The sequence below is a fragment of the uncultured Altibacter sp. genome (genome assembly GCF_963972995.1).
In the GTDB taxonomy this organism is placed as follows: Bacteria; Bacteroidota; Bacteroidia; order Flavobacteriales; family Flavobacteriaceae; genus Altibacter.
Genome location: NZ_CAXAXI010000009.1, coordinates 13,144 through 32,751 on the forward strand (window position 1 = coordinate 13,144; position 19,608 = coordinate 32,751).

General features: G+C 43.2%; 20 protein-coding genes. 16 read left to right on the forward strand and 4 right to left on the reverse strand.

Annotated features, from left to right (window positions below):
* The first annotated feature begins 1 nt into the window (after window position 1).
* The 9 genes from AACZ11_RS05400 to AACZ11_RS05440 all read left to right on the forward strand — a co-directional run bounded on the left by AACZ11_RS05400 (window position 2) and on the right by AACZ11_RS05440 (window position 6,566).
* Window positions 2-388 carry a VOC family protein gene (locus AACZ11_RS05400; RefSeq protein ID WP_290628907.1) on the forward strand — a complete coding sequence of 129 codons (387 nt, stop codon included), beginning with the start codon at window positions 2-4 and terminating at the stop codon, window positions 386-388.
* 93 nt (window positions 389-481) lie between these two features.
* Window positions 482-883 carry a TM2 domain-containing protein gene (locus AACZ11_RS05405; RefSeq protein ID WP_290628906.1) on the forward strand — a complete coding sequence of 134 codons (402 nt, stop codon included), beginning with the start codon at window positions 482-484 and terminating at the stop codon, window positions 881-883.
* Window positions 884-970: 87 nt separating this feature from the next.
* Window positions 971-1,294, forward strand: a complete 324-nt coding sequence (locus AACZ11_RS05410; protein WP_290628905.1) for a metalloregulator ArsR/SmtB family transcription factor — start codon at window positions 971-973, stop codon at window positions 1,292-1,294.
* Between the two features lie 11 nt (window positions 1,295-1,305).
* The gene (locus tag AACZ11_RS05415; protein WP_290628904.1) at window positions 1,306-1,797 is read left to right on the forward strand and encodes a DUF6428 family protein; all 492 of its coding nucleotides are present in this window, start codon (window positions 1,306-1,308) and stop codon (window positions 1,795-1,797) included.
* A gap of 121 nt (window positions 1,798-1,918) precedes the next feature.
* The gene (locus tag AACZ11_RS05420; protein WP_290628903.1) at window positions 1,919-2,338 is read left to right on the forward strand and encodes an arsenate reductase ArsC; all 420 of its coding nucleotides are present in this window, start codon (window positions 1,919-1,921) and stop codon (window positions 2,336-2,338) included.
* Between the two features lie 107 nt (window positions 2,339-2,445).
* Window positions 2,446-3,879 (forward strand): aminotransferase class I/II-fold pyridoxal phosphate-dependent enzyme, encoded by a 1,434-nt coding sequence (locus tag AACZ11_RS05425; RefSeq protein ID WP_290628902.1) that lies wholly within the window; start codon window positions 2,446-2,448, stop codon window positions 3,877-3,879.
* A gap of 23 nt (window positions 3,880-3,902) precedes the next feature.
* Window positions 3,903-4,619 (forward strand): flavodoxin family protein, encoded by a 717-nt coding sequence (locus AACZ11_RS05430; RefSeq protein WP_290628901.1) that lies wholly within the window; start codon window positions 3,903-3,905, stop codon window positions 4,617-4,619.
* 158 nt (window positions 4,620-4,777) lie between these two features.
* Window positions 4,778-5,698: a YitT family protein gene (locus AACZ11_RS05435; RefSeq protein WP_339831721.1), complete on the forward strand. Its 921-nt coding sequence runs from the start codon at window positions 4,778-4,780 to the stop codon at window positions 5,696-5,698.
* 97 nt (window positions 5,699-5,795) lie between these two features.
* The gene (locus AACZ11_RS05440; protein WP_290628899.1) at window positions 5,796-6,566 is read left to right on the forward strand and encodes a DUF1206 domain-containing protein; all 771 of its coding nucleotides are present in this window, start codon (window positions 5,796-5,798) and stop codon (window positions 6,564-6,566) included.
* On the opposite strand, the gene AACZ11_RS05445 is transcribed toward AACZ11_RS05440, so the two are convergent.
* From AACZ11_RS05445 to AACZ11_RS05455, 3 genes are read right to left on the reverse strand one after another with little or no spacing between them, the layout of a single operon-like run.
* Window positions 6,563-8,383: a lysophospholipid acyltransferase family protein gene (locus AACZ11_RS05445; protein WP_290628898.1), complete on the reverse strand. Its 1,821-nt coding sequence runs from the start codon at window positions 8,381-8,383 to the stop codon at window positions 6,563-6,565. The genes AACZ11_RS05440 and AACZ11_RS05445 overlap by 4 nt on opposite strands.
* A gap of 50 nt (window positions 8,384-8,433) precedes the next feature.
* Window positions 8,434-9,690 carry an aspartate kinase gene (locus AACZ11_RS05450; protein WP_290628897.1) on the reverse strand — a complete coding sequence of 419 codons (1,257 nt, stop codon included), beginning with the start codon at window positions 9,688-9,690 and terminating at the stop codon, window positions 8,434-8,436.
* Between the two features lie 25 nt (window positions 9,691-9,715).
* Window positions 9,716-10,195 (reverse strand): GNAT family N-acetyltransferase, encoded by a 480-nt coding sequence (locus AACZ11_RS05455; protein WP_290628896.1) that lies wholly within the window; start codon window positions 10,193-10,195, stop codon window positions 9,716-9,718.
* Between the two features lie 86 nt (window positions 10,196-10,281).
* Between AACZ11_RS05455 and fbp the strand changes: the two genes are divergently transcribed.
* Window positions 10,282-11,292: a class 1 fructose-bisphosphatase gene (fbp, locus tag AACZ11_RS05460; protein WP_290628895.1), complete on the forward strand. Its 1,011-nt coding sequence runs from the start codon at window positions 10,282-10,284 to the stop codon at window positions 11,290-11,292.
* A 32-nt stretch (window positions 11,293-11,324) separates the two neighbouring features.
* Here fbp and AACZ11_RS05465 read toward each other — a convergent pair whose 3' ends face one another.
* Window positions 11,325-11,747 carry a TerB family tellurite resistance protein gene (locus AACZ11_RS05465; protein WP_290628894.1) on the reverse strand — a complete coding sequence of 141 codons (423 nt, stop codon included), beginning with the start codon at window positions 11,745-11,747 and terminating at the stop codon, window positions 11,325-11,327.
* 164 nt (window positions 11,748-11,911) lie between these two features.
* On the opposite strand from AACZ11_RS05465, the gene AACZ11_RS05470 reads away from it, so the two are divergent.
* From AACZ11_RS05470 to AACZ11_RS05495, 6 genes are read left to right on the forward strand one after another with little or no spacing between them, the layout of a single operon-like run.
* Window positions 11,912-12,940 (forward strand): ligase-associated DNA damage response exonuclease, encoded by a 1,029-nt coding sequence (locus AACZ11_RS05470; RefSeq protein ID WP_290628893.1) that lies wholly within the window; start codon window positions 11,912-11,914, stop codon window positions 12,938-12,940.
* Complete coding sequence (locus tag AACZ11_RS05475) at window positions 12,937-14,529, forward strand: ATP-dependent DNA ligase (RefSeq protein WP_290628892.1); 1,593 nt, start codon at window positions 12,937-12,939, stop codon at window positions 14,527-14,529. Before AACZ11_RS05470 ends, AACZ11_RS05475 begins: the two co-directional genes overlap by 4 nt.
* Complete coding sequence (locus tag AACZ11_RS05480) at window positions 14,526-17,003, forward strand: ligase-associated DNA damage response DEXH box helicase (protein WP_290629001.1); 2,478 nt, start codon at window positions 14,526-14,528, stop codon at window positions 17,001-17,003. Before AACZ11_RS05475 ends, AACZ11_RS05480 begins: the two co-directional genes overlap by 4 nt.
* Window positions 17,000-17,644, forward strand: a complete 645-nt coding sequence (gene pdeM / locus AACZ11_RS05485) for a ligase-associated DNA damage response endonuclease PdeM (protein WP_290628891.1) — start codon at window positions 17,000-17,002, stop codon at window positions 17,642-17,644. The genes AACZ11_RS05480 and pdeM overlap by 4 nt, the downstream gene beginning before the upstream one ends.
* A 10-nt stretch (window positions 17,645-17,654) precedes the next feature.
* Entirely contained in the window at window positions 17,655-18,455 is an 801-nt protein-coding gene (locus AACZ11_RS05490; RefSeq protein WP_290628890.1) for a tryptophan-rich sensory protein, read from the forward strand.
* The gene (locus AACZ11_RS05495; RefSeq protein WP_290628889.1) at window positions 18,452-19,606 is read left to right on the forward strand and encodes an aminotransferase class V-fold PLP-dependent enzyme; all 1,155 of its coding nucleotides are present in this window, start codon (window positions 18,452-18,454) and stop codon (window positions 19,604-19,606) included. Before AACZ11_RS05490 ends, AACZ11_RS05495 begins: the two co-directional genes overlap by 4 nt.
* The last annotated feature ends 2 nt before the right edge of the window (window positions 19,607-19,608 follow it).

The following is a 19,608-nucleotide window of genomic DNA, read 5'->3' on the forward strand; positions in this document are numbered from 1 at the left end:
TATGGAAAAAAGAGTAACAGGCTTGGGAGGATTCTTCTTTAAAACAAACGACCCAGATAGTATAAAGAACTGGTACCGTGACCATTTAGGTTTGAACACCGATGCCTATGGTTGTACCTTTTGGTGGAAGGACGAAAACGGCGAGAAATGCTCTACCCAATGGAGCCCCTTTAAAAAAGATACAACCTATTTTGCGCCTAGTACAAAAGAATTCATGATGAATTTTCGGGTTGCAGATCTCGAAGGGTTATTAGAGATTCTAAAAAAAGAAGGTGTTACTGTAGTTGGCACAATGGAGGAATATGAATATGGAAAGTTTGGATGGATCCTAGACCCGGAAGGAAACAAGATAGAACTATGGGAGCCGATAGACAGCGCTTTTTTATAAGCCGCATATCATCGTTCAAAATATAGGTTTTCAAGGATAGACAGCTTAATATTTTTTTATACATTTAACAATCAACTAAATACCAAAAACATCATGGAAGAAAACAATACCAACGAAGGTTTCGACAGTACCCAAAAACGCATGGAAGATGCCACAAACAATGCAGAGAACGAAGCAAAATCGACCACCAACGAGTTCAAGGAAGGTTGGAATCAAGCTACCAATAGTGGTGAGAACAAAAAGCTATTAGCCGGTCTTCTCGGTATTTTTGTAGGTGGATTGGGAGTTCATAAGTTTATCCTTGGATATAACAAAGAGGGTATCATTCTGTTAAGCATTTTTGTGATCTCCTTTCCATTAATGTGCATTATTGTGGGCGCCTTTACGATCTATATTCCAATTATCATCGGACTCATAGAAGGGATCATTTACTTGACTAAAAGTGACGAAGAGTTCTACCAAACATATCAGGTGGGTAAAAAACCGTGGTTCTAGAAAATTGGAAAAGCCTTTGAAAAATATCCTCAAAGGTTTTTTTATTATCATTATTCATCGTAATATTGCAATATTACTTCAATTGATATGGGTGTTACAAAAATGTCACTTCACACAACCGAACAAATAGAAATTGCTGAAATAGCAAAAGTCTTGGCGCATCCCGCCCGCGTTGCAATCTTACAATACATTAGTAAACAAGAAGGTTGTATTTGCAACGACATAGTGGATGAAGTAGGCCTCGCCCAACCCACTATTTCGCAACACCTGCAAGTCATTAGAAAAGCCGGCCTTTTAAAGGGAACATTTGAAGGTCGCAACCTATGCTATTGCTTAGACGTGGATCGTTTTAAGGAATTGCAGAAAACATTCACCTCTTTTTTTAATACAACGTCAGCTTCATGCTGTTAAACCACAGACCGATGAAAACACAAGAATTATTAGACCTCCTAACGACGCACAGTGAAAAAGCATTGCTGTTTGAATATGCACCAAAACTATGGGTAGCCGCAAATTACCATATCACCGAAGTAAAGCATATTTCCATAGACTCCGTAGATTGCGGCGCGGGAACCGATGCTTGGAACGAAACGATCATTCAGCTATGGGAAAGCCCTTCGGAAGTTGAAAAAACAAATTTTATGAGTGCGTATAAAGCACTGGGAATTTTAAAGAAAGTGGGGAGAATGAGACCATACGACCTTTCCGCTGAAGTGAAGTTCGAATACGGAAATAACTCTTTTCATACGGCTCAATTGCAGATACGCGGGTATTCCATTCAAAAAGATGAGATACATCTGCATCTATCTGTCGAACGAACCGATTGCAAGGCTAAAGAGGTGTGTGGTGTTCCCGAGCAGACCGTAACCGTGTCGCAAGAGGCGTGCTGCACTCCCGAAAGTGGTTGTTGTTAATCATGAACCACCCGTTACTTTTAAATACTTCAATAGAGCGATTGTTGAAAAGCGCATTGCATAGCACGATAGCAATAGCTTCGTACGATCCTAGGAGAAATACAAACAAAAAATTAGTACTATGAAAAATGTTTTAATACTCTGTACCGGAAACAGCTGTCGAAGTCAGATGGCTCAAGGCTATATCGAACATTATGCCGGAACTAAGGCGCGGATCTACAGCGCAGGCATAGAGACGCACGGACTTAATAAGAACGCTGTAAAATTCATGGCAGAAGACGGAATTGATATCTCCAACCACACCTCCAATCACGTAGATGAATATGAAGGAATTGCTTGGGATTACATAATCACGGTATGTGATCATGCAAACGAAAACTGTCCCTTCATCCCGGCTCCTAACGCTAAAAGGTTACACAAAAATTTTACTGATCCATCAAAAGTAGAGGGAACAGAAGCCGAAATTGCAGCCGCTTTCAGAAGCACCCGAGAAGACATAAAACAGTACAGCAAAGACTTTGTGGCTTCCTACCTCGCATAACTCGGCTATTAGGTTATGTGCCGATTAAAGATCTATTAGGTTGTTTTTATCGTAATTTTATCATGTAGGGTATTAGAGGTAACTTTACCGGGAATCAAACACACACTATGGAATCCCTTATCCAACGTATTAAAGTACTTCAAGAAACTTCGGCGTCTCTGGAACCTTCCGAACAACAACGAAATACCTACACAAATCAACTAAGCACCTTCGCCAATCGTTTTATAAACAGGCTTCCGACTACTCCTGCCTATTCTTCAGAAAAAGAAACTGAAGGTGCGTTGGCCATCTCTTCTGAACCAAGATCTTTTGAAGCACTCCTTACCTTGTACGAACAGGAGGTAGCTTCGAAGGGTATTAATGCTGCTTCAGGAGGACATCTAGGATACATTCCAGGCGGAGGTATCTTTACAGCGGCACTTGCCGATTATATGGCGGATGTGACCAACGAATACTCCGGAATGTATTATGCGTCTCCGGGTGCGGTATCCATGGAAAATGAACTTATCGATTGGATGAAATCTATTTTCGGGTTTCCCAAGGAGGCCGTAGGAAACTTAACGTCAGGCGGTTCTATTGCAAATCTAATCGCCTTGACCGCTGCCAGGGATCATCATAGAGTATGTTTAGAGCGTATCCCAACGAGTGTGATCTATGTAAGCGAACAGGTGCATCATTGTATTCAAAAAGCGCTGAGAATTATTGGTCTGGACTCCGTTATTATTCGCTATGTCCCATTGAGTACACAGCACAGAATGGAAACTGAAGCGCTTTCAGAAATGATTCGGACAGACCTTGAAACTAAACTGCATCCGTTCTTGATCATCGCCTCTGCCGGAACGACTGACACCGGAGCGATCGATCCATTGGAAGCCATCGGAAAAATTGCGCGAGAACATGATCTTTGGTATCATATAGACGGAGCGTATGGCGGCTTTTTTATCCTTACTGATTCCAAAAAGGCTATGCTAAAAGGCATTGAAATGGCCGATTCGTTGGTGATCGACCCTCATAAGAGCCTATTTCTTCCGTACGGGCTGGGCGCAGTACTCGTTAAGAATAAAGAAGCCGTCTTTCATTCACATCATTATACCGCCAATTATATGCAGGATGCAATTCAAGAACATACCCCTGTCAATCCTGCCGATGTTTCTCCGGAACTTACCAAACACTTTCGCGGACTCAGACTTTGGCTACCCCTACAATTGCACGGCATAGCACCTTTTGTTGCATGTTTGGAAGAGAAATTATTGCTCACGCAGTATTTTAGAGAACAGTTGGTAAAGCGTGGTTTTGCCGTTGGACCGGAACCGGACCTTTCGGTAAGTTATTTTTGGTTTCCGAAGGAAGCAGACCAAGAAAATCAATTTAATCAAGCGCTTCTGAAAGAACTCCATGCGAACGGACATGTTTTTTTAAGTTCTACAAGAATTGGCGAAAAATTCGTGATCCGAATGGCATTACTTTCATTCCGAACCAAACTTGCAACTGTAGACTGCGCACTTGAAATGATTGATAATGTCCTAAAAAAAGTATCTTAAAATGCTCATTAATAATTGGAAACATGACACAACACCCTACAGATTTCAGCAAACTCAAAGCCCTGTACATCAATTGTACTCTCAAAAAGTCTCCACGCTTGAGCCACACCAAAGGTTTGATGGACGTTAGTATAAACATCATGAAAAAAGAAGGTGTTTCGGTCGATTACCTTCGATTCGTGGATCATGACGTCGCTCCCGGTGTCTATTTTGATATGACAGAACACGGGGCTTCCGAGGATGCTTGGCCAGAAATCTGGAGAAAAGTGGATGCCGCAGACATTCTTATTATAGGAACTCCTATTTGGCTGGGTGAAAAATCTTCAGAAGCGACAAAATTGATAGAACGGTTGTATTCTATGAGCAGCAAACAAAATGACAAGGGCCAATATTATTTCTACGGAAAAGTAGGGGGTTGTATCATAACAGGCAACGAGGATGGTATTAAGCATTGTGCCATGGGAATTTTATATGCCTTACAGCATGTGGGGTATAGCATTCCACCGCAAGCAGATTCCGGCTGGATTGGAGAAGCCGGTCCGGGACCCAGTTATATGGACGAAGAAAGCAATGCCCAAAAAAATGACTTCACCAACAGGAATACGACCTTTATGACCTATAATCTTCTTCATTTGGCAAAAATGCTTAAAGCGTCGGGTGGTTATCCCGCCTACGGGAACTCTCGCAGTCAATGGGACGATGGAACTCGCTGGAATTTTGAAAATCCCGAGTATCGATAGCATTGTATGTTACAATGGGAGGAATGTATCTTCTTTAAAAATTAATCCGCCATAGATTCTTTACAGCTCATCTTTTTTAGTAGCTTCGTAAAAATCTCCAAGAAAAAGAAATGAGTTCCTTTATTCGAAATATCGTTATACGCTTAACCAACTTCCGATTGAGGAAAAGAAAAGGGATCTTATCGGCTGTACTCCTTGAAAAAGAACTCTCGGTAACCAAAGTGGAACTCTCCCATTTCTTCAAGGATAGTGCCATGATCCTTTTGGGGGTGATCTGTGCAAGTTTCGGTCTTAAAGGATTTTTATTACCCAATCAGTTTATTGACGGCGGCGTAACGGGGATCTCCCTTATCCTTACTGAGATTACCGGATATTCCATCTCGGTCTTTTTAATTATCGTCAATGCTCCATTCATAGTGCTGGGGTTTTCCACCATTGGGAAACAATTCGCACTGCGAAGTCTCCTTGCGATCGCTGTGCTGGCCATTTCGGTACATTTTATTGAAGCACCCACGGTTACCGATGACAAACTGTTGATCGCAGTATTTGGCGGATTCTTCCTAGGTGCCGGAATCGGTCTGGCGATACGAGGCGGCGCTGTAATAGACGGAACTGAAGTATTGGCGATTTTCATTAGCAAGAAGACCGCCCTCACTATTGGAGATGTCATCCTTCTTTTTAATGTGATTATCTTTAGTGTAGGTGCCTATATTTTTTCGGTAGAGACTGCGCTATATGCCATGCTCACCTATCTTTCGGCTTCAAAAACAGTGGATTTTGTGGTTTCGGGGATCGAAGAATATGTGGGCGTTACAATCATATCCGACTTTAGTGAAGAAATAAGACTGGCCGTAATCGAAAAAATGGGTAGAGGCTGTACTATCTATTCCGGGAAAAGAGGGTACGGAAAACGAGGAGATCGTTTACAAGAAACGGATATTATTTACACATTGATCACCCGTTTAGAGCTGGCCAAACTACAAACTGAAGTCGATAAGATAGATAAGAATGCCTTTATGGTGATGCACAGTATTAAAGACGCTAAAGGTGGCATGATCAAAAAACGTCCCATGAAATAAGGGACTGCAATACCCTTCTCACAGTAGTTTTATGATTTCTTTCTGACTCCAACACTTGATATTTTTATATCTTACTCAAGGAACCGACCAAAAAAACATGTCTAGTAAAAAACGAAACTTCGCACGCTTCGGTGTTGCCACCAAAGGGGTGGTGTACCTTCTCATAGGAAGTCTTACGGCACTTGCAGCTTTTAATCTGGGAGGTCAAAAGGCAAATAGCGGCAATGTCTTGGATTTTATTTCAAAACAAGCCTTTGGACAAATCCTTCTAGTTGCGATTGCAGCAGGTCTTGTAGGGTATGTATTTTGGCGATGGTATCAAGCTTTTACCTCCTTCGAGAAAGAAACAAGTACGTCTAAGAGTGTTGTAAAAAGGATCGCTTATTTTGGAAGTGGATTGTTTTATGGACTTTTGGCCTTTAGTGCCATAAAGCGTGTGATGGGCGCTGGTAGCGATGGCAAATCTATGGTATCTTCATTGCTTAACTCTACCTATGCTACAACCATTTTAATTGTTATTGGGGTTATTATACTCATAAAATCACTGTATGAGTTCTATCAAGCCTATTCGGGGAAATTTAGAGAACAGGTGGACGAAAGTGATCTTAAGGAAAAGGCAAAAAAATTGGTGATAAACGTAGGTAAAATAGGGCATACTGCTCGGGGTGTCGTATCGGGGATCATGGCCTATCTGTTTTTTAAAGCCGCTTACCAAGGCAGCAGGTCTGATGTAGGAAAAGTAGATGTATTCAATTTTCTTCAAGACACCTTCGGACAAACGATCATGGGTATTATTGCGGTGGGGTTAATTATCTACGGAATCTTTATGTTGATCACCTCAAAATACAGCAGTTTGAACATAAACTAATGAGTTTCTTCATCTTTTTGTCCACTAGCGAATCGTTGTTCCAACTCGGCCTGAAATTCTTCCATCACAGGCTTTACCGTACTTTCGGGCAGGTCTGCGATACGAATGTACATTAATCCGTCTACGGCATTATTAAAGAGCGGGTCTACATTAAAGGCAACTACTTTGGCGTTTTGTTTGATGTATTTTTTTATAAGCACCGGCAAACGCAAACTACCCGGTTCTACCTCGTCGATGATCTTATCGAACTTATTGAGATCGGCTTCACTTTCGTCAAAAATAAAATCCTTATCCGCATCCTTCAGCTTTACTTTAAACTCTTTCTTCGGATTGATATATTGGGCGACATACGGATCGTAATAGTTGGATTTCATAAACTCGATCATTAACGATTTTGAAAATTCAGAAAACTTATTACTTATACTCACCCCTCCAATGAGATAGCGATGTTCCGGATACCGTAACGTAGTATGCACAATGCCTTTCCAAAGCAGGAACAAAGGCATGGGGCGTTGTTGATAGTCTTTTATGATGAAGGCCCTTCCCATCTCAATGGATTTACTCATCATTGGGTACAATTCGGGTTCAAAACGAAACAGATCCTGCAAATAAAACCCGTCGATTCCAAACCGTGGAAAGATCTGCGATCCCAATCCCATACGGTAGGCACCGGCTAGCTTTCGAGCATCGTTGTCCCATAAGAACATATGGTGATAGTAGCTGTCGAACTTATCCAAATCGGTAGCGTTGTTTGTACCTTCGCCTACCTCTCTAAATGTGATCTCACGCAATCGGCCTATTTCTTGAATGATACTGGGGATACGATCGGCCTGCGCCAAAAATACCTCGTAGTTCTTACTAACCAATAATCGCTTATCATCGGTACGCAGGGCAGCGATCTCGCTTTCCATTTTCTCTACCGAGATCGCACCGGCAATCTTTTTGGGAGGTTTCGGGAATTTTAGGTTCTTCGGAAGGGTATCCAATAATTTTTTCTTCTGAAAAGGATTCGCAAGGACGTAGGTCTTTTTCCGAAGAAACTCAGTAAAAGCCTCCAACGATTCGTGCTCCTGTTGATCTTCTAACCCAATGGGGTTACCAATACGCACCTTGATGACACGTTCTTTCTGCGTGAGCAGTTCCGATGGTAATTTAGCGGTGCGCAACGTGTCGCTAAGCTTAGCCAATCTATAAAAGAATTTACTGTTCTTTGCGTGAAAGTAAATAGGTACGATTGGTACTTCTGCCTTTTTAACCAGTTTCATGGCAGCCACTTCCCAAGGACGGTCTACCACCAGTTTACCGTCACGATACGTAGAGACTTCCCCGGCAGGAAAAATTCCCAAAGGATGCCCTTCTCGAAGGTGTGTCAAGGAAGCCTTAAAACCCATCACGCTACTTTTGGCATCCTTGCGCTCTTCAAAAGGGTTTACAGGCATGACATACGGCTTTAAAGGCTCGATTCGGTGTAGTAAAAAATTAGCGATGATCTTGAAGTCCGGACGGTGTTCCAATAACAATTTTAGCAACAGAATGCCGTCGATCCCTCCCAACGGATGATTGGATATGGTAATAAAAGGCCCGGTCTTAGGCAAGCGCTTCAGGTCTTCTTCCGGGATCTCAAAATTGATCTCGAATTCATCCAACAGGGCATTGATAAATTCAAGGTCGCTCAAATGCTTATTCCTATCATAGATCTTGTTCATGGTAGAAATATTGAGAAGCTTCATCAATACCCAACCCATGGAAGTACCTAAAAAGCCGAATTTATCAACATTGATAGCTTTCGCTACTTCTTTGGCGTTCACTAATCCCATGGAGGTTGTTTTGGTTGTTACGAATCACAAATATAGCGAAACAATCTATACTATTCTTTTACGACCAACTGTACCGTTTCGCGGCTTTCTTGTTTTAAAAGGACCGTTTTATTTTCAACAAGGGATTTGATTTCTGCAGGTTGTGAGTGTCGCACCGTATACAAAGTAACTCCTTCGTTCCATTTTACTTTAAAATTCGACCGAAGCTTCGCCAGAAGCGGCTCGAGCGTATCGAATTTATTATCAACACAAACCGAAAAGCTAATGGCTGAGTTTTGAATAAGCTCTACCTTCATTTTGTATTCATGCAACCATTTAAAAACGTCTCCTATATGATTTTCCATCATAAAACTAAAGTCCAAGGACGATAGCGAAATGAGGACTTGATTCTTTTTTAATATAAAACAGGAGGTTTGAGGGTCTAAAGCAACACCTTTCCCCACACAGGTGCCCGGATCCATCGGACTTACAAATGATTTTACAAAAAGTGGTATCTCCTTGCGCTGTAAGGGTTGCAGCGTTTTTGGATGAATCACCGAGGCTCCGTAAAAGGCCAATTCGATCGCCTCTCGATAAGATATGTGGTGCAGGAGGGTCGTATTTGTAAAGAATCTTGGATCTGCATTTAAAACACCGGCCACATCCTTCCAAATGGTAACCGAAACCGCATTGAGACAGTAGGCAAAGATCGCTGCGGTATAATCACTCCCCTCTCTCCCCAGCGTGGTTGTGAAATTATTTGTGTTTTCCGCGCCAAGAAATCCTTGCGTGATGGTAATTCCTTTTTTTGCCACCTTACTGCCAATGTGTTCTTGGGTCGCTTCCCAATTCACATTCGCATCCCGATAATTGGCATCGGTCACAATACAACTTCGTACATCGAGAAGCGTGTTTTTGATCCCTGCTTCGGAAAGATACGCCGAAACGATAGCGGTAGAAATCAACTCCCCATACGAAACTACTTGATCGTAGACAAAAGCATGGTTCTTAGACTTGGTACGCTTCAGAAAACCTTTCAATTCCTTGAAAAGATCTTTTACTTCTGCAAATACTTCCGAAGCAGTCGTAGGAAATAATTCCTGTAAGATTTTAAAGTGATATTCATATACGCTTGTCACCGCAGCTTCAATCTCTGAAGGATTCGAAAAATAATGAGAAACCACTGTTTCAAGAGCGTTTGTGGTCTTCCCCATGGCCGATACCACGACAAGAAGATCCTGCTCCCCCGTAACGTTGATCACATTCACTAGATTTTTAACCCCTTCGGCATCTTTCACCGATGCCCCTCCAAATTTGAATACTTTCATCTATAATAGTTCCAGTCGCTACTGTTTATTGTGTCTTTAAAAAATGTGTAAGCCCTTGTTCATCCATGTGAACTACATGCCAGTCGCGAAGCACACTTGCACCGCTACGTTCATAGAATTTAATGGCTCCTTCGTTCCATCCCAAGACTTCCCATTGCACTCTTTTACATCCTAAGGAATGTCCATACTCGAGCACGGCCGCATAGAGCCGTTCACCAATCCCTTTTCCGCGCATGGCGTTGGTCACGATAAGGTCTTCAAGATGCAAGACCCGTCCCTTCCATGTAGAAAACCGAAAATAGACCAATGCCATTCCCACGATCTTTGTGTCAACTTCTGCCACGAAACAACGAAACATAGGTTTGGCTCCAAAACCTGCCGCTTCAAGATCACCTACTGAAACTTCTACCGCATGGGGTTCCTTTTCAAAAACGGCAAGTTCTTCAATGAGTTCAAGTACCTTTGGCATATCCTCTTTCTCGGCATTTCGAATAGTTATCTGCATATGGCTTGTTTTGAGGCACAAATATCGGTTCAATTTCTTAAAAAACCCGATATTTGCAGCAAATTCACATTCCATTAACCTTCATCATGGCAAAACAAAATCAGACCCTAGGCGAATTCATCATTGAGAACCAAAGTGAGTTTCGGTACTCTTCGGGCGAACTTTCGCGCCTCATCAATTCCATTCGGCTGGCTGCTAAAGTTGTAAACCATGAAGTGAACAAAGCCGGCTTAGTAGATATTCTTGGGGCGGCAGGAGATACTAATATTCAAGGGGAAGATCAACAAAAATTAGATGTGTACGCCAACGAGATCTTCATTAAGACCCTCACCAATCGAGAGATCGTTTGTGGGATCGCCAGCGAAGAAGAAGACGATTTTATCACCATTCAGGGGCGTAATAAAAAGAACGATAATAAATACGTAGTGCTGATAGATCCGTTGGACGGATCGTCAAATATCGACGTCAATGTTTCTGTAGGTACGATATTTTCTATTTATAGAAGGATCACCCCGGAAGGCACTCCCGTAACCTTGGAAGATTTCCTGCAAACCGGAAACAGACAGGTAGCGGCAGGTTATATTGTCTATGGTACCTCAACGATGATCGTATATACCACCGGGCACGGCGTAAACGGCTTTACGTTGAATCCCGCTATTGGAACCTACTACTTGTCTCACCCCAATATGAAATTTCCGGAAACGGGTTCTATCTACTCGGTCAATGAAGGAAATTATATCCATTTTCCACAGGGAGTGAAGGACTATATCAAGTACTGCCAAAAAGAGGAAGAAGACCGTCCGTATACCTCTCGCTATATTGGCTCTTTGGTTTCAGACTTTCACAGAAACATGATCAAAGGTGGCATTTATATCTATCCGAACACCTCCAAAAATCCTGATGGAAAATTACGCTTACTGTATGAGTGCAACCCCATGGCATATATTGCCGAGCAAGCGGGCGGCAAGGCTAGTAACGGGTATGAACGCATCTTGGATATTCAGCCTACAACCTTACACCAGCGTGTACCGTTCTTCTGCGGAAGCAAAAAAATGGTCGAAAAAGCAGAAGAATTTATGCGGCAAAGCAGCACATAGGCTTCGAAACTAAAATGTACTGGGAGGCGCTCTTATTTATTGAGCAGGTACCGGTAATCTTCAAAATCCAAACCTCCTTGATAGATCTCAATGGAACGTTTAATTAGCTTTTGTGCCAACTCGGTAGAATAGCCAAGTCCAATCGCATACCGTTCTATCAAGAAACGTTCGTGATCGTCGATCTCATGGTCTGCAAAGATCATTTGAAAAAGATCATGCATACGCTCCAATCGTTTATCGGCAGAGTTTGGAGGATTGATAGGATATTTCTGAGGGTTCTTCAATACTTCAAGATACTCAGATTCACGAATGTCCAATTTTCTGGCAAATCGCTTTAGCAATCTTTCTTCCTCAGGATTTATAGCGCCGTCAATAGCCGCAATATTTGCGATAGAAGCAAAATGACCCAAGTTTCTCGCGTGTTCTCCGCTTTCAAATAGATCTGTAAATGACATAGTAGAATTTTATAGTACAAATATAGAACTTTTGCCAGCCTAGCGAATGATTCCTGTCATATTTTGTTCATTTTTTTAAGGCAGTTTGTTACGCTAAACTTTTCTTAATTCTGAAATAAATACACCACAAAATGGTAATTTTAAGGTGCTACTGAAAGGAATCCATGACCACACCACTACTCGTTTTTAATACCAACGGAATCTATTGCCAACAAGCCGATGTTTATATCGATGCATGGCGGCCTGTAAAGAAATGTATCGTCACGCACGGGCACGCAGATCACAGCCGTTGGGGACACCAACAGTATATTACACACACCAACAACGTTCCAATTATTAAACACCGCTTGGGAGATATCACGGTCACGGGTAAGCAATGGAATGAGCGCTTTGTGATCAATGGTGTTACGTTTTCACTGCATCCTGCAGGGCACATTGTAGCATCCTCGCAAGTTCGGGTGGAATATAAGGGCGAGGTATGGGTCTTTACAGGAGATTTCAAGACTGAAGACGATGGTTTAGCGGAAGCGTTCGAACCTGTAAAATGCAACACCTTTATTACTGAATGCACTTTCGGTCTACCTGCTTTTAGCTGGGAGCCTCAAGCGCAAGTCTTCGAAGATATCAATACATGGTGGGCAGAAAATAAAGCCGAAGGAAAGACTTCTGTCTTGTTTGGCTATAGTTTGGGAAAGGCTCAGCGACTCCTCAAGCACTTGGATCCTTCCATTGGTGAGATCTATACCCATGGTGCTGTGGAAAATATGACCAACGTGCTACGGCCGCATTATGCCTTTCCTAAGACCACAAAAGTGAGCAGGGAAACAACAAAGGAAGCGCTTCGAGGGAATATCGTGATCGCACCTCCCAGCGCACATGGAAGTACATGGATTAGAAAAATGGTCCCCTACGAAACGGCTTCGGCAAGTGGTTGGATGACGTTTAGAGGAGCCCGCCGAAGACGCGCAGTAGATCGTGGTTTTGTGTTAAGTGATCATGCCGACTGGGAAGGACTACTGGAAACGATCAAGGCAACGGGCTGCGAAAAGGTGATTGCTACGCACGGTTATACCGATATTTTCGCTCGCTATCTTCGCGAAGAAATGGGGTTGGACGCCCGTACCGAAAAAACACAATATGAAGAAGAGGGTGCCGAAGTTGGAACTAAACAAGAAGCGGAGGTGGACGCGTGAAAGCATTTGCAGAGCTCATCAAAACACTGGACAGTACAAATAAGACGACCCGAAAAGTTGCGGCTTTGACCGATTACTTTCTGAAAGCGGATGATGCCGACAAGCTTTGGACTATTGCCATCCTGTCACATCGACGTCCCAAACGTCCTGTAAACACCACACTACTGCGTCAATGGGCTTCCGAAATAAGTAACATACCACTTTGGCTGTTTGAAGAGAGCTATCACATCGTCGGGGATCTTGCCGAAACGATAGCGCTGGTTGTACCTTCATCTGAAGGGCGAACTCATAAATCCTTGTCACAGTATATTTCAGAAATAAGTGCACTTAAGGATCTCCCCGAAGCGGATAAGAAAGCCTACCTTCAGGAAAACTGGCTGCAACAAACCTATTTTGAACGTTTTGTTTTCAATAAGATCATTACCGGAAGTTTTCGCATAGGTGTAAGTCAAAAACTCATGACACGCGCGTTGTCCAAAGCTACGGAGATCGATGAAGATATTTTGGCATACAAGCTCATGGGCGATTGGACCCCGCAGACCACAACCTACAAAAAATTGATCTTGGAAGAGAACGAAGACGATTACTTGTCGAAGCCTTATCCTTTCTATCTTGCCTATGCGGTTGAAGATGCGTTTCAGAAAGAATTAGAACCTGTCGAACAATGGAGTTTTGAACACAAATGGGACGGCATACGGGCGCAAGTCATCTTGCGCAATGATGAAGTGTTCGTCTGGTCCCGAGGAGAAGAACTGGTAACCGATAAATACCCCGAGTTTCAACGATTTTTAAAGGTAATTCCCAACGGAACAGTTCTGGATGGGGAGATCCTTCCTTTTTCAGAAGGCTCCATAGGCGATTTTAATGCGCTGCAAACCCGTATTGGACGCAAAAACATTTCCAAAGCACTCCTTGAAAAAACCCCGGTCATCTTAGTTGCATACGATCTGTTGGAATGGCAGGGTGAAGATATTCGTCAAAAACCGTTTTCAGAACGAAGAGCACTGCTGGACAAACTTATTGAAGACTGTGATTGTGATGCCATCGGGCTCTACCTTAGTTCCACTATGGAATTTTCTTCTTGGGAAGCTGCCGCAGAAGAAAGAGACCGTTCCCGTGAAAAGCGCAGCGAAGGTCTTATGCTGAAACGAAAAGAGAGTCCGTATCTGGTAGGACGAAAAAAGGGCGACTGGTGGAAGTGGAAGATAGATCCCTTTACCATCGATGCGGTGCTCACCTATGCCATGCGCGGACACGGAAGACGGGCCAATCTCTATACGGACTATACCTTCGCCCTTTGGGACAAAGGAGAGCTCGTTACGTTCGCGAAAGCCTATTCCGGTCTTACCGATGCCGAATTCCGGCAGGTGGATGCTTGGATCAAAAAAAACACAGTAGAGCGATTCGGGCCGGTTCGAAGCGTTACCCCGCATCATGTTTTTGAGATTGCTTTTGAAGGAATTGCAGAAAGCACGAGACATAAGAGCGGTATTGCCACACGTTTCCCGAGAATTTTACGTTGGCGGAAAGACAAACCTATTGCCGAAGCAAATACGTTGGACGATCTAAAAGCCCTCATTCCGAAGTGAACGAATTGATCCATATTGCCGAAACTTGGTTTCAACAGCAAGGTTGGAAACCGTTCCCTTTTCAGAAAAAAACGTGGAAGGCATTCTTAAAAGGCAAACACGGACTGCTAAATGCGCCTACAGGAAGCGGAAAAACGTATTCGTTGTGGATCCCTATTGTGCTGCAGTACATAAAGGACAATCCGAATTATAGAACAAAGAAAAGTCCGGGGATCAAAGCTATCTGGATCACACCACTTCGCGCACTTTCGGTTGAAATACAACAAGCGGCACAACGATTTGCAGACGAACTCGATACCGGACTTACCGTTGGAATACGCACAGGAGATACCCCTCAAAGCGAACGTGCGAAGCAAAAAAAGAACATGCCCGATCTACTAATCACAACGCCCGAAAGTCTTATGCTGCTGTTGGCAAGTAAAGGGTATGCAAAGACCTTTGCAACACTTAAAGCCATTGTGGTGGACGAATGGCATGAGTTATTGGGAAGCAAGAGAGGAGTACAAATGGAATTGGCGCTTTCCCGTTTTAAGACGGTATGTCCCCAACTTCGAATTTGGGGCATTTCAGCAACCATAGGAAATTTAGAAGAAGCACAAGATGTACTGCTGGGAATGGATCATTCTTTCAGGGAGAATGCGGTTCTTATAAAGTCGAAGAATAAACGGAAGACCATTGTCAAATCGATCATACCAAAAAAAATGGAGACGTTCCCCTGGCGGGGTCATCTGGGACTTCACTTGCTGGATGAAATCGTGCCGATACTAAAAAAAAGCAAGACCACCCTTATTTTCACCAACACACGCGGACAATGTGAAATCTGGTTTCAGAAACTCCTTGCACGTTATCCGGAATTGGCGGGAGAGATCGCTATGCACCACGGTAGTATTTCGAAAGACACACGCCTGTGGGTTGAACAAGCTATTCGAAACGAATCGTTAACGGCAGTGGTCGCAACCTCCAGCTTAGACCTGGGAGTGGATTTTGCTCCCGTGGAAACCATCATCCAAATTGGGGGACCAAAGGGCATAGCTAAATTCTTACAACGTGCCGGCAGAAGCAATCATCGACCTGGAGAAGCCAGCGTTATTTACTTTTTACCCACCCATGCGCTTGAACTTGTGGAAGCTTCGGCATTAAAACGGGCGGTTCAAGAAGATGTAGTAGAAGACCGTATTCCCTATCTCTTAAGCTTCGACGTGCTGATACAATACCTTATTACCTTGGCGGTAAGTGATGGCTTTTTTCCGAAGGAAATCTACAAAGAAATTAAAACAACATTCTGCTTTCAAGGGATTACAGACGAGCAGTGGCAATGGTGTCTTAACTTTATTACCATGGGGAGCCAAAGTCTTCAGGCCTATGACGAATACCGAAAAGTGACAGTATCGACTCATGGGCTGTATAAAGTGGAAAGCCGGCAGATCGCAATGATGCACCGTTTGTCTATTGGGACCATAGTTAGTGATGCAATGCTCCTTGTTAAATATGTTTCCGGGGGTTTCATAGGCACAATCGAAGAGTGGTTCATTGGAAAGATGAAACCCGGCGATACTTTTGTATTTGCAGGAAGAACTTTAGAATTGGTTCGGTTACGAAACATGCAGGCACAAGTACGAGGAGCAAAAAAGACCAGTACGAATGTGGTAAGTTTTATGGGGGGAAGATTGCCGCTGTCTTCCCAGATGAGCAAGATCCTGCGGGAAGAATTGAACAGCGTTTCGATAACTACCGAGAACAAAGGAGAGGATTGGTCCTTTAAAAGCCAAGAACTAAAGGCGTTACAACCAATATTTGAAAGACAACGCCGCGAATCGGTTGTTCCTGCAGCCGATCAATTTTTGATCGAAAGTTTTAAAACGCGAGAAGGGTACCATTGTATTTTTTATCCTTTTGAAGGCCGATTTGTCCATGAAGCCATGAGTGGTCTACTCGCATATCGTATTAGCTTACTGTCACCCATCACATTTTCACTGGCTTATAATGACTACGGTTTTGAATTACTGAGCGATCGACCTTTAGATATACAACAAATGATCGACAACAACCTGTTCGCTACAGACTATCTCTTTGAGGACCTTCAAAAGAGCTTGAATGCCACAGAACTGGCGCGACGGAAATTTCGGGATATTGCGGTGATTAGCGGCATGGTATTTCAAGGATATCCTAACAAAGCCATTAAGACCAAACACCTTCAAAGTAATGCTCAATTATTATTTGATGTCTTTCGAGATTACGAGCCTCACAATCTACTTTATTTACAAGCGTTTCGGGAAACGTTTGAGCATCAACTGGAAGAAGGACGCCTTCGACAGGCGCTGGAACGCATCAATGCACAAACCATCGTATGGAAACCATGCCAAAAACCAACTCCTTTTAGCTTTCCTATCATTACCGATCGATTGCGGGAAAAGTTATCTTCCGAAAAATTAGCAGACCGAATCAAACGAATGACCCTTCAATTGGAAAAATGACCGCATCGCTCTTCATACACGATCAGGAATTCAAACTACATGCCAGTGGTGCAGCCTATTGGGTCCAGCAAAGTATGCTCTTGATCGCCGATGTTCACTTCGGAAAGGTGACCCATTTCAGAAAATATGGCGCCGCCGTCCCGCTGAAAGCTTCCGAAGAAAATTTCCAAAAACTTCGAGATATTACCGAAGCTTTTAACCCGGCAACCATTTGTTTTTTAGGTGACCTGTTCCATAGTAAAAAAAATAATGAATGGAAAAACTTTGAAGCGTGGGCGCGTGACACCTCAACAACTGTCATATTGGTTAGCGGCAATCACGATGTCATTCCGCCATACCTTTACGAAGCATTGGGTCTTACAGTAGTAGACGCGTTGCACATAGACTCCTTTCTCCTTACACACCATCCTACGGAGCACGAGACACTGTTCAATATTTGCGGTCATATCCATCCGGGTATTCGCCTGCAGGGCGGAGGAAGGCAATCGGTTCGATTAGCATGTTTCTACAAGCGGGAAGGACAATTTATATTGCCTGCTTTTGGTACCTTTACAGGAAAGCATATTATGAATCCGCAACAAGAGGATATCATTTTTGCGATCGCAGAAGGACAGGTCGTATGTGTTTCAAATAACCCTTAAATTGAAAAAGATGAAAAGAGCTTTACAAATTGGAAATATCATTGCCTTTGTCGCAACCGTCTTGGTCAACTATGCCTCCAATACCGGTGCGATCAACAACACCACCATCGGGCAAGTAAGTGACTCGCTCACCTCCTTATTTACGCCGGCCGGGTACGCCTTTGCCATTTGGGGAGTGATCTATCTTCTACTTTTAGGTTTTGTTGTTTATCAAAGCAGGAGTCTCTTTACAACTGTTAGGGACGATGCCTTTGTTTTAAAAACAGGTTGGTGGTTTGTACTTTCTTGTATAGCCAATTGCCTTTGGGTGATCTTTTGGCTGTATGGCTATATCAATTTTTCCGTACTCTGCATCTTTGTCTTGTTGTATTCCTTGACTCGAATTGTTATTAACAACGACATGGAATTGTGGGATGCTCCTATTACGACGATCCTCTTTTTGTGGTGGCCTTTTGTGATCTATAGCGGCTGGGTAACTGTGGCGAGTATTGCCAATGTTTCGGCCTATCTCGTAAAAATAGGGTGGGACGGATTCGGATTTGCCGAAAGCAGTTGGGCTATTGTGATGATCTGCACTGCAGGAGTCATCAATCTATGGGTCACATGGAGCCGGAACATGCGAGAATTTGCATTGGTAGGTGTATGGGCATTGGCAGCAATCGCTGTTGCAAATTGGGATATACAGCAAAGTGTAGCGTACACCGCTATTCTCGTGGCTGTCATTCTTTTTGTAAGTAGTAGTATCCACGGTTTTAAAAATAGGGATACCAGCCCCATCATTAAATATTCTCAATACAGAAAACGCTCATGATACAACAAAAAGATCACTTTGATCTGGATCCTCATCACATTTACCTCAACGGCGCTTACATGTCGCCGCAATTGAAATCGGTCGCACGCATTGGCATAGAAAATTTGAACAGGAAGAACCGTCCTTACGAGATCTCTGAATCGGATTTCTTTTCTGAAAAGACAGTGTTGAAAAAACGGTTCGCACAACTCATCAACGCTCCCGATCCCGAAGCCATTGCCATCATTCCATCGGTTTCTTACGGTATTGCCAACGTAATTCGTAATATTACTTTTGAAAAAGGAGATGAGATCGTCCTGCTGCAAGAGCAATTTCCCAGCAACTATTACGCCTGGAAGCAACTAGAAACTTCTCATAACGTTACCGTTAGAATAGTAACTGCTCCGGCAGTGGAAACTGGCAGGGCGGAACGATGGAACGAAGCTCTTTTACAGGCCGTTACTGAAAACACCAAAGTCGTTGCAGTTCCTCATGTGCATTGGGCCGACGGGACCTTATTTGATCTTGCACTGCTTCGGAAGCGTACCAATGAAGTAAACGCTTACCTAATTGTAGACGGCACGCAAAGTGTGGGCGCCTTACCCTTTTCGGTAGAGGATATCGCCCCAGATGCACTCATTTGCGGCGGGTATAAGTGGTTATTAGGAGCATACGGTTTGGGCGTTGCTTATTTCGGGGAACGATTCTATCAAGGAACTCCCATCGAGAACAACTGGATGAATCATGAAGGAAGCGAGAACTTTGCTAATCTTGTGAACTACAACGAGCGGTTCAAGGCGAAAGCCACCCGTTTTGACGTAGGTGAATCGAGCCAATTTATTTTGGTGCCCATGCTTTCGGAAGGTATTCGTCAACTGTTGCAATGGACACCGGAAGCCATCCAAGAATATTGCAGGAATATCACAAAAGATGTTTTGAAAACACTTCCGAAGAAACACTTTTACATAGAAGATCCTAAATACAGAGCACAGCATCTCTTCGGAATTTATCCTAAAAATGATTTTTCTATCCCTAAACTGAAAGAACATATGGCAGCTCAAAACATTTCGGTTTCGTATCGCGGACAATCGATTCGCGTCTCTCCGAATGTCTACAACACCGAAGATGATATCAAGCGTCTTACAACGTGTTTGCTGGATGCGATCTCTTAAAA

What these genes read in the sequence shown, in the direction of transcription:
- pdeM (WP_290628891.1), top strand. Translation starts at nt 17,000, where the DNA reads ATGACCGCATCGCTCTTCATACACGATCAGGAATTCAAACTACATGCC.
- fbp (WP_290628895.1), top strand. Translation starts at nt 10,282, where the DNA reads ATGGCAAAACAAAATCAGACCCTAGGCGAATTCATCATTGAGAACCAA.
- AACZ11_RS05445 (WP_290628898.1), bottom strand. Translation starts at nt 8,383, where the DNA reads ATGGGATTAGTGAACGCCAAAGAAGTAGCGAAAGCTATCAATGTTGAT.
- AACZ11_RS05410 (WP_290628905.1), top strand. Translation starts at nt 971, where the DNA reads ATGGGTGTTACAAAAATGTCACTTCACACAACCGAACAAATAGAAATT.
- AACZ11_RS05450 (WP_290628897.1), bottom strand. Translation starts at nt 9,690, where the DNA reads ATGAAAGTATTCAAATTTGGAGGGGCATCGGTGAAAGATGCCGAAGGG.
- AACZ11_RS05440 (WP_290628899.1), top strand. Translation starts at nt 5,796, where the DNA reads ATGTCTAGTAAAAAACGAAACTTCGCACGCTTCGGTGTTGCCACCAAA.
- AACZ11_RS05470 (WP_290628893.1), top strand. Translation starts at nt 11,912, where the DNA reads ATGACCACACCACTACTCGTTTTTAATACCAACGGAATCTATTGCCAA.
- AACZ11_RS05415 (WP_290628904.1), top strand. Translation starts at nt 1,306, where the DNA reads ATGAAAACACAAGAATTATTAGACCTCCTAACGACGCACAGTGAAAAA.
- AACZ11_RS05495 (WP_290628889.1), top strand. Translation starts at nt 18,452, where the DNA reads ATGATACAACAAAAAGATCACTTTGATCTGGATCCTCATCACATTTAC.
- AACZ11_RS05405 (WP_290628906.1), top strand. Translation starts at nt 482, where the DNA reads ATGGAAGAAAACAATACCAACGAAGGTTTCGACAGTACCCAAAAACGC.
- AACZ11_RS05430 (WP_290628901.1), top strand. Translation starts at nt 3,903, where the DNA reads ATGACACAACACCCTACAGATTTCAGCAAACTCAAAGCCCTGTACATC.
- AACZ11_RS05425 (WP_290628902.1), top strand. Translation starts at nt 2,446, where the DNA reads ATGGAATCCCTTATCCAACGTATTAAAGTACTTCAAGAAACTTCGGCG.
- AACZ11_RS05455 (WP_290628896.1), bottom strand. Translation starts at nt 10,195, where the DNA reads ATGCAGATAACTATTCGAAATGCCGAGAAAGAGGATATGCCAAAGGTA.
- AACZ11_RS05490 (WP_290628890.1), top strand. Translation starts at nt 17,655, where the DNA reads ATGAAAAGAGCTTTACAAATTGGAAATATCATTGCCTTTGTCGCAACC.
- AACZ11_RS05420 (WP_290628903.1), top strand. Translation starts at nt 1,919, where the DNA reads ATGAAAAATGTTTTAATACTCTGTACCGGAAACAGCTGTCGAAGTCAG.
- AACZ11_RS05465 (WP_290628894.1), bottom strand. Translation starts at nt 11,747, where the DNA reads ATGTCATTTACAGATCTATTTGAAAGCGGAGAACACGCGAGAAACTTG.
- AACZ11_RS05400 (WP_290628907.1), top strand. Translation starts at nt 2, where the DNA reads ATGGAAAAAAGAGTAACAGGCTTGGGAGGATTCTTCTTTAAAACAAAC.